The sequence below is a fragment of the Acinetobacter sp. WCHAc060033 genome (genome assembly GCF_004209125.1).
GTDB lineage: Bacteria > Pseudomonadota > Gammaproteobacteria > Pseudomonadales > Moraxellaceae > Acinetobacter > Acinetobacter wuhouensis.
The window spans coordinates 1-5,861 of sequence record NZ_SGSW01000088.1 but is presented as its reverse complement, the minus strand read 5'-3'; the positions used below and the strand labels follow the sequence as shown (position 1 = coordinate 5,861).

Below are 5,861 nucleotides of genomic sequence, written 5' to 3'. Positions count from 1 at the left end.
TGGTAATAATTTTTGAATCTTTGAAATGACTAGAAGCAGATTTTTTAAAAAAACGTACCATTCTAATTATCGAGGTAAAGTATCTGTTGAGGATGCTGTTAAACATCAAACATATCTTGATGATATGAGAAAAGATGCTGTTTTTTATTGTGTAGATCATATCGAAAGTTCAATGATCCCACATAGTATGCTTCATAAAATAATTCAAAAGTTAAAAACGAAGCAAAATGATAGTTTAACTTTGCCAGAGAAAGCCTATTTAGTTCGTCAAAACCTTAATGCTTTACATAGTCTAGTTGAAGGTAAAATTTCTTTTAATCAATATAAGAAAGAAGTTGTTAATGACAGAATAAAGCATCAAGAACACTTAGAAGCAGAAAGATTACGCTTGGAAAAATTAAGAGAATTAGAATTAATTCAGTTAAAGAAACAACAAGAAAAATTAGCTCAGGAAAGAAAAGTTAGAGAACAAGCTGAACGTGAACGTAGGAAAAAATTAGAATCTGACCCTAAATATATAGAGAGGCAAAAAGAAAAAAATCTAATAAAAAAATATGATATTTACTTCTATGACATAGCGGATAAGCATAGATCTAAGTTAATTAATATATTGAAATTATTAGATAATAATCAGAGATTATCTGAACAAGATGCTATTTGGTTAAATTCGGAAGGACGACAATTTTTTACAGATGAACTTAAGATAAAATTTCATCGTGTGGAAGCTGATTTTTATCTTAATCAATATAAGACAACCAAATTACATTGGCATGCTATTAATGCCTCTAGTCAATTAAGAAAAGCTAAAGCAAGTAAAGAGGCTGAAAAGTTTTTAGAAAATACTGAAATCTCACTAAATAAAAATAAAAAATTATTGTCAGCTTATTTCACTACATTAGGAGGAGTTAAGAGAGATATTAGAAAAGTCGATACAGCAATAGAATGTGGCGTAAAAGCTCATGAAAATAATTCTCAGGACTACAGACCATGTACTTTATTGGGAGCTATATATATGGAAAACCATGAATATACTCTTGGACATGATTGGTATAGCAAAGCACGTGACCGAGGCGCGCCAGAGAAATCTATAAATGCTGATCTCAGAAGTATTCTTTTAAAATTAGATAAATCAAAACGCATTGAAATGATTGCTAGTCTATTGAAAAAAGACCCATACCTTTATAGTTGGTTAAAAGATATTAAAAAATAACTTCTAGTTTCCAAAAATCCCAATTTAAGTATTGGGATTTTTATTATAAAACGTCACTTTTTACGCTGATTTAAGGTTTCTTGTCCTAAATCCTTCCAAATTTGCCATTTCATATCATTTGGGTCGATTTCAGCAGTTTTTAGAAGAACGCCAAGTAATTCGGCTGGGTCACGCTGATCTAGGTTAGCTATTTCAAATAGTGCGCCTAATTGAATGAGATGACGTGTACGAGCTTTACGTTCAGCTTCCTTTTCGGCATTCAATAATTTTCTAACTGCAACTTTTTGCTTATTTGCTCGATCTATGGCTTTTTCAGCTTTGATCAAGGCATTGATCTTTTTCTCTTGGTCGGGTGTTCTGTACTGAATTTTGGCTAATTCAAGTAAAAGTTTTTGAGCATCACTAGGATTCTTTAAAGCAGAAATATAGGTGATTTTTTCAGACAGCCAATCATTATTCATATTCAATTCCATTAATTCAGATACCGCAAAAGCACAGGCTCAATACTCAAAGAACGATAACAAAATATTTACGTTCGAGTAACGTAATTTTGTTAAAGTCGTTCTAGAGATTTTCGCCTGTACTTCCATCAAAAATTTGATGGCGCGCTTAGACGTTTCTCAATTTCATTGAGAAACCTAAGCACGTTAGGGACTTCATCCCTAAAACCCTGAAACTTCTTTTTTTCATTCAATTGAAAATTGAATGAAAAAAAGAAGTACCAAAGCTAGGAGCAACAGCATGCAACTAAAACAGGTATTGGGAAAAATTAAAGATATTACTTTTGGCGTCATCGCAGCACCGCTACTTATCATCATTATGATGTGGGCTTCGATACTTGATCAAAGAGCATTTAAAAAAGAACGTAACAGAAAAAAGGAACAGGATAAGACCTAATGGCGATTGCTCGTTTAAGTGTCAAAGTCGGCAAGGTAGGCAAGGCAGCACCGCATGCCGAATATATTGATCGGGATGAAGAAAAGAAGCTGAAACAGGAGCAAGCAGAAACCGACCTTGAACATAGTGCCTATGGAAATATGCCGAAATGGGCTGAACATAATCCAATTACCTTTTGGCAGGCAGCCGATCTTTACGAGCGCAAAAATGGCAGTACCTATCGAGAATATGAAATTGCCCTGCCTAGAGAGATGAATGCCGAGCAACGTCTAGAACTGGTTGAGGACTTCATTCAGTCCGAGATCGGCTCAAAATATCCATATCAGTTTGCGATTCATAACCCTAAAGCAATGGACGGCAACGATCAGCCCCATGTCCACCTCATGTTTAATGAACGTCTGCAAGATGGAATTGAACGAGATCCAGAGCAATATTTCAAACGCTATAACAGTAAAAATCCTGAACGTGGCGGAGCTAAAAAGGACAATACAGGCAAGAGTTACCAGGAACGAAAAATTGATATTAAAGACCTACGCCAAAGATGGGCAGATTTATGCAACAGCCATTTAGAAAAACACCAAATTGACAGCCGTATTGATATGAGAAGCTATAAAGAGCAAGGCATGGAAAAAGAACCCGAAAAGAAACTATTACCAAGTCAAGCCAAAGACCCTGAAATCAGGGAAGCCTTGCAAAAGTCACGTACAGCCTATAAAGAGCTTGAGCGACTAGACTTAGGCGACCCTAAAAACGACCTGAAAGACCTCAAAAACAGCCCAATCTCAGACAAAGAAATTAAACAGGGCATTGAGAGCTTTAAGGCTGATTTTGACAGCTTCAAACAGCTTGCCTTAGAGCAGTACAAAGAACAGCAGAAATTAGAACGAGAGCAACAGAAAACAATGAATTTTAGAGGGATGAGCCGATGACACCTGATGAAAAAAAGTTATATGCACTGATGGCAGTTGCAGAACAACAGCAGAACCTAGTCAATCAGGCTGTTAAAGAGCTTCAAATCACCGAAGAACGCATTCAAAAGGTCATAGCAGGGCAAACCCATAGTACTGTATCAAAATCGCTAAATACGGGCTTACAGGAGGGTACAGCAGAGCTTATCAAGACCGCTAAAGCACTTGGACATTTAAAAAACTCGATTGAATCAACCAGTGATCAATTTTCATGGAAAATCATCACCATCATTTTAGGCATTTTCGCCATTCTGATGCTTGGCATCATTTGGCTATTTACCGCTTATATCGAACCACTTGAGAATATTTCTAAAATTGAAAGCTTAAGACAGGATGGTATTCAGCTTGATATTCGAAGTTGTACTGTTGGAAAAGAATCTAAAACGTGTGTTCGTGTGATGAAAGAACAGTGTAATTATGGAAAACATGGTGATTTATGTGTCATAGACCCCAAATAACAAGAATATTTCTTATGTTAATGTACGAGAGGAAAAGAGAAAATCATGCCATTGATTGAATATTACGGCATGTTATTTGAATGGCATGACCAAAAAATGGAATTAGTCTACAGAGGGCGTGAAATTACGTTTGATGAGGTTTGTAGTATCTTTATTGATCCTACACTAACTTCTTTTGATGATGTAGGACACTATGATGAACAACGACTCATATCAGTCGGCTTAAGCAATCGTGGTAGACTATTAACAGTGGTTTGGGTTGAACGTGGAGATATTGCGAGAATTATTACCGCATTTGAACCATCACATTACCAAAAGCGGAGGTACAGCAATGCAAAATGAATTAGAACGCTATAAAAATTTTGATCCTACCAATGCCCCATTGGTTAAACCTAGTTTTGTAAAAAAATTACAGGAACGTCATGCCATAGCTCAAGCAAAGGCTTTTGATCCTGATGTAGTAACATGGTTAAGTTCACAAGATAATGAAACAAAACAACATATTAATGAAATGGTTCGCCATATTATGGCATTGAAACGTGCTTGATTAAGTATTTAGTCAAGATTGGATATGACTCTATTTATTGTCTTAATGTTTGATTAATCAAAGAAAAAGCCTATTTAGTATCAAAACTAGATGGGCTTTTATTTTATAATTTCGAAATACCAGTAATAGTTAAAGGTGGTTTTATGTTGAAGCAGTCAAGTTTACAGAGAAAGGAGTTTAAGCAAAAGGAGCTTGGACTAATGAAAAAACTTGATTTAAACGATATTGAAGTTATTTTTCCTGAAAATCTTAATCAGTTACTAATTTGGACTTCTGAACTTGCTCAACATAACCATACCCAATTTATTAAATTTAGTAATAAATTAAAACTTGTGGCTGAGGATAATGTAGAAGAACGAGAAGAAATTAATAAGAAGATTAAGTTTTATAGAAATAGTGCATTCGAAGAAAACCAAATAAAAGATTTTTACTTAAAAAAGTTACTTGCTCGAGGTGATGCGATAGTTAAAGGCTATATTAAAAATCCGACTAAGAAAGATACGAAATATGCTGTAATTTCTTATCAGGGCTATGACTTTGTTAGCTTTGCTACACCTGAAATTATTGAAAAGTTTCCCTTAAATTTTATTGATTTTGTGCAAATTGAAGCACCAGAAACACTGACCGATATACACCCTGATGAAGCTCTACTGCTATCAATTATCAAGGATTTTATAAAGCCCTTTAAAGAACAATATAAAAAAATAACGAGCAAAAATAGGGAGATTAAAGAACACAATGCGGTCGTACATGAAATTTATATAAAAATTAAAAATAAAGAAGCAACGCTGCAAAAATCAACAGACTCGAAGCCTAAAGAAGCTAGTCCAAAGTCTACTGAAAATAGTGCTGTACCAGTAGAAATTAAGCAGGTAGCCATTCAGAAAAATATGGCTCCACTAGAGAAGCCGATTACAGTGATTAAGAAGCGAAAGTTTGCTTTAAACAAAGAAAAGTAATTTGTAATTTAAAATTATAAACAAAAACCCCTCTAAGTCTTGCAAGTTAGAGGGGTTTTCCAGTAAATTCAACGGTACGCAGTTATTTGATGCTTCAACATCAAGTAACGAAGATCAGCGGAGTACCACCTCGCACTGATTTCACACTAAGGCTTGTACCTGAACTCTATTTTTACAATAAACAGTGTTTATATCAAGCCTCAAAATGAAAAGTCTTCGTTAATAAGTGTTTTAAATCGTCAAATAAGTATCCTAGATCGAGCTTTGCCCGCTTCTGCGTGTCCGTTTTACGGTCGGCATGCAGTACGTGTGGTAGGAATAAGTGTCACTGGCGTATTGTAGCTATAGTCGAAAGGCTAAACCGCTTACAGGGGAACTTCACATAGGCGGAGCGTTGGGAGTAGTTGCATAAGACTTGTTAAGTTGTACGTTGGGGAAACCCTCGCAGAGATACAGGCAATGTAACGACAGGGAGCGCGTGGAGCAAAGTGCAAGACTTTGAGTCCTTGTCTGCATAGTGTGCAAAGCTATGTGCGGATACGACCGATATACGTGGCTCCGAAGCCAAATATATACAGGTAAATCGGCAATACTTAGGGGATGCGTCATTTTTTAAATGACCGCCCTTAGGGTGAGTATTGCCGAAACTCTCTCAACCGTTTCCAAAGCCAAAGCACGAAGTGCGACGCTTTGGGGGCGAGTTGAGAAGTTGAGAGCATTTGTTTTTAGGGGAATTAGGCAGATGGGTTTTAATATACCTAATATTCTGCTTAGGCTATTTTTTTATGCTTTTAATCTTCTATAAACCGTTATTTAATTGAA

8 protein-coding genes are annotated in these 5,861 nt (G+C 35.7%); 7 read left to right on the top strand and 1 reads right to left on the bottom strand.

Annotated features, from left to right (window positions below; translation table 11 throughout):
* Nucleotides 1-25: 25 nt before the first annotated feature.
* The gene (locus EXE10_RS19915) at nt 26-1,210 is read left to right on the top strand and encodes a hypothetical protein (protein ID WP_130114510.1); all 1,185 of its coding nucleotides are present in this window, start codon (nt 26-28) and stop codon (nt 1,208-1,210) included.
* 53 nt (nt 1,211-1,263) lie between these two features.
* On the opposite strand, the gene EXE10_RS19910 is transcribed toward EXE10_RS19915, so the two are convergent.
* Nucleotides 1,264-1,671 (bottom strand): conjugal transfer protein TraD, encoded by a 408-nt coding sequence (locus EXE10_RS19910; RefSeq protein ID WP_068599486.1) that lies wholly within the window; start codon nt 1,669-1,671, stop codon nt 1,264-1,266.
* A 280-nt stretch (nt 1,672-1,951) separates the two neighbouring features.
* Here EXE10_RS19910 and EXE10_RS21630 point away from each other — a divergent pair, with 280 nt between their 5' ends.
* From EXE10_RS21630 to EXE10_RS19885, 6 genes are all read left to right on the top strand, one after another.
* Nucleotides 1,952-2,107, top strand: a complete 156-nt coding sequence (locus tag EXE10_RS21630) for a hypothetical protein (RefSeq protein ID WP_004844891.1) — start codon at nt 1,952-1,954, stop codon at nt 2,105-2,107.
* Nucleotides 2,107-3,036, top strand: coding sequence for a MobA/MobL family protein (locus EXE10_RS19905; RefSeq protein WP_130114509.1), 930 nt, complete (start codon nt 2,107-2,109; stop codon nt 3,034-3,036). Before EXE10_RS21630 ends, EXE10_RS19905 begins: the two co-directional genes overlap by 1 nt.
* Nucleotides 3,033-3,533 carry a hypothetical protein gene (locus EXE10_RS19900; RefSeq protein WP_130114508.1) on the top strand — a complete coding sequence of 167 codons (501 nt, stop codon included), beginning with the start codon at nt 3,033-3,035 and terminating at the stop codon, nt 3,531-3,533. Before EXE10_RS19905 ends, EXE10_RS19900 begins: the two co-directional genes overlap by 4 nt.
* Nucleotides 3,534-3,578: 45 nt before the next feature.
* Nucleotides 3,579-3,875, top strand: a complete 297-nt coding sequence (locus tag EXE10_RS19895) for a BrnT family toxin (protein WP_130114507.1) — start codon at nt 3,579-3,581, stop codon at nt 3,873-3,875.
* A complete protein-coding gene (locus EXE10_RS19890; protein ID WP_130114506.1) occupies nt 3,865-4,080 on the top strand; it encodes a hypothetical protein in 216 nt (71 codons plus the stop codon). The genes EXE10_RS19895 and EXE10_RS19890 overlap by 11 nt, the downstream gene beginning before the upstream one ends.
* Nucleotides 4,081-4,223: 143 nt before the next feature.
* Entirely contained in the window at nt 4,224-5,039 is an 816-nt protein-coding gene (locus EXE10_RS19885; RefSeq protein ID WP_130114505.1) for a hypothetical protein, read from the top strand.
* Nucleotides 5,040-5,861 lie beyond the last annotated feature (822 nt).

Excerpts from the sequence above, each read along its gene's own strand:
- EXE10_RS19895 (WP_130114507.1), top strand. The coding sequence starts at position 3,579 with ATGCCATTGATTGAATATTACGGCATGTTATTTGAATGGCATGACCAA.
- EXE10_RS19900 (WP_130114508.1), top strand. The coding sequence starts at position 3,033 with ATGACACCTGATGAAAAAAAGTTATATGCACTGATGGCAGTTGCAGAA.
- EXE10_RS19905 (WP_130114509.1), top strand. The coding sequence starts at position 2,107 with ATGGCGATTGCTCGTTTAAGTGTCAAAGTCGGCAAGGTAGGCAAGGCA.
- EXE10_RS19915 (WP_130114510.1), top strand. The coding sequence starts at position 26 with ATGACTAGAAGCAGATTTTTTAAAAAAACGTACCATTCTAATTATCGA.
- EXE10_RS21630 (WP_004844891.1), top strand. The coding sequence starts at position 1,952 with ATGCAACTAAAACAGGTATTGGGAAAAATTAAAGATATTACTTTTGGC.
- EXE10_RS19885 (WP_130114505.1), top strand. The coding sequence starts at position 4,224 with ATGTTGAAGCAGTCAAGTTTACAGAGAAAGGAGTTTAAGCAAAAGGAG.
- EXE10_RS19910 (WP_068599486.1), bottom strand. The coding sequence starts at position 1,671 with ATGAATAATGATTGGCTGTCTGAAAAAATCACCTATATTTCTGCTTTA.
- EXE10_RS19890 (WP_130114506.1), top strand. The coding sequence starts at position 3,865 with ATGCAAAATGAATTAGAACGCTATAAAAATTTTGATCCTACCAATGCC.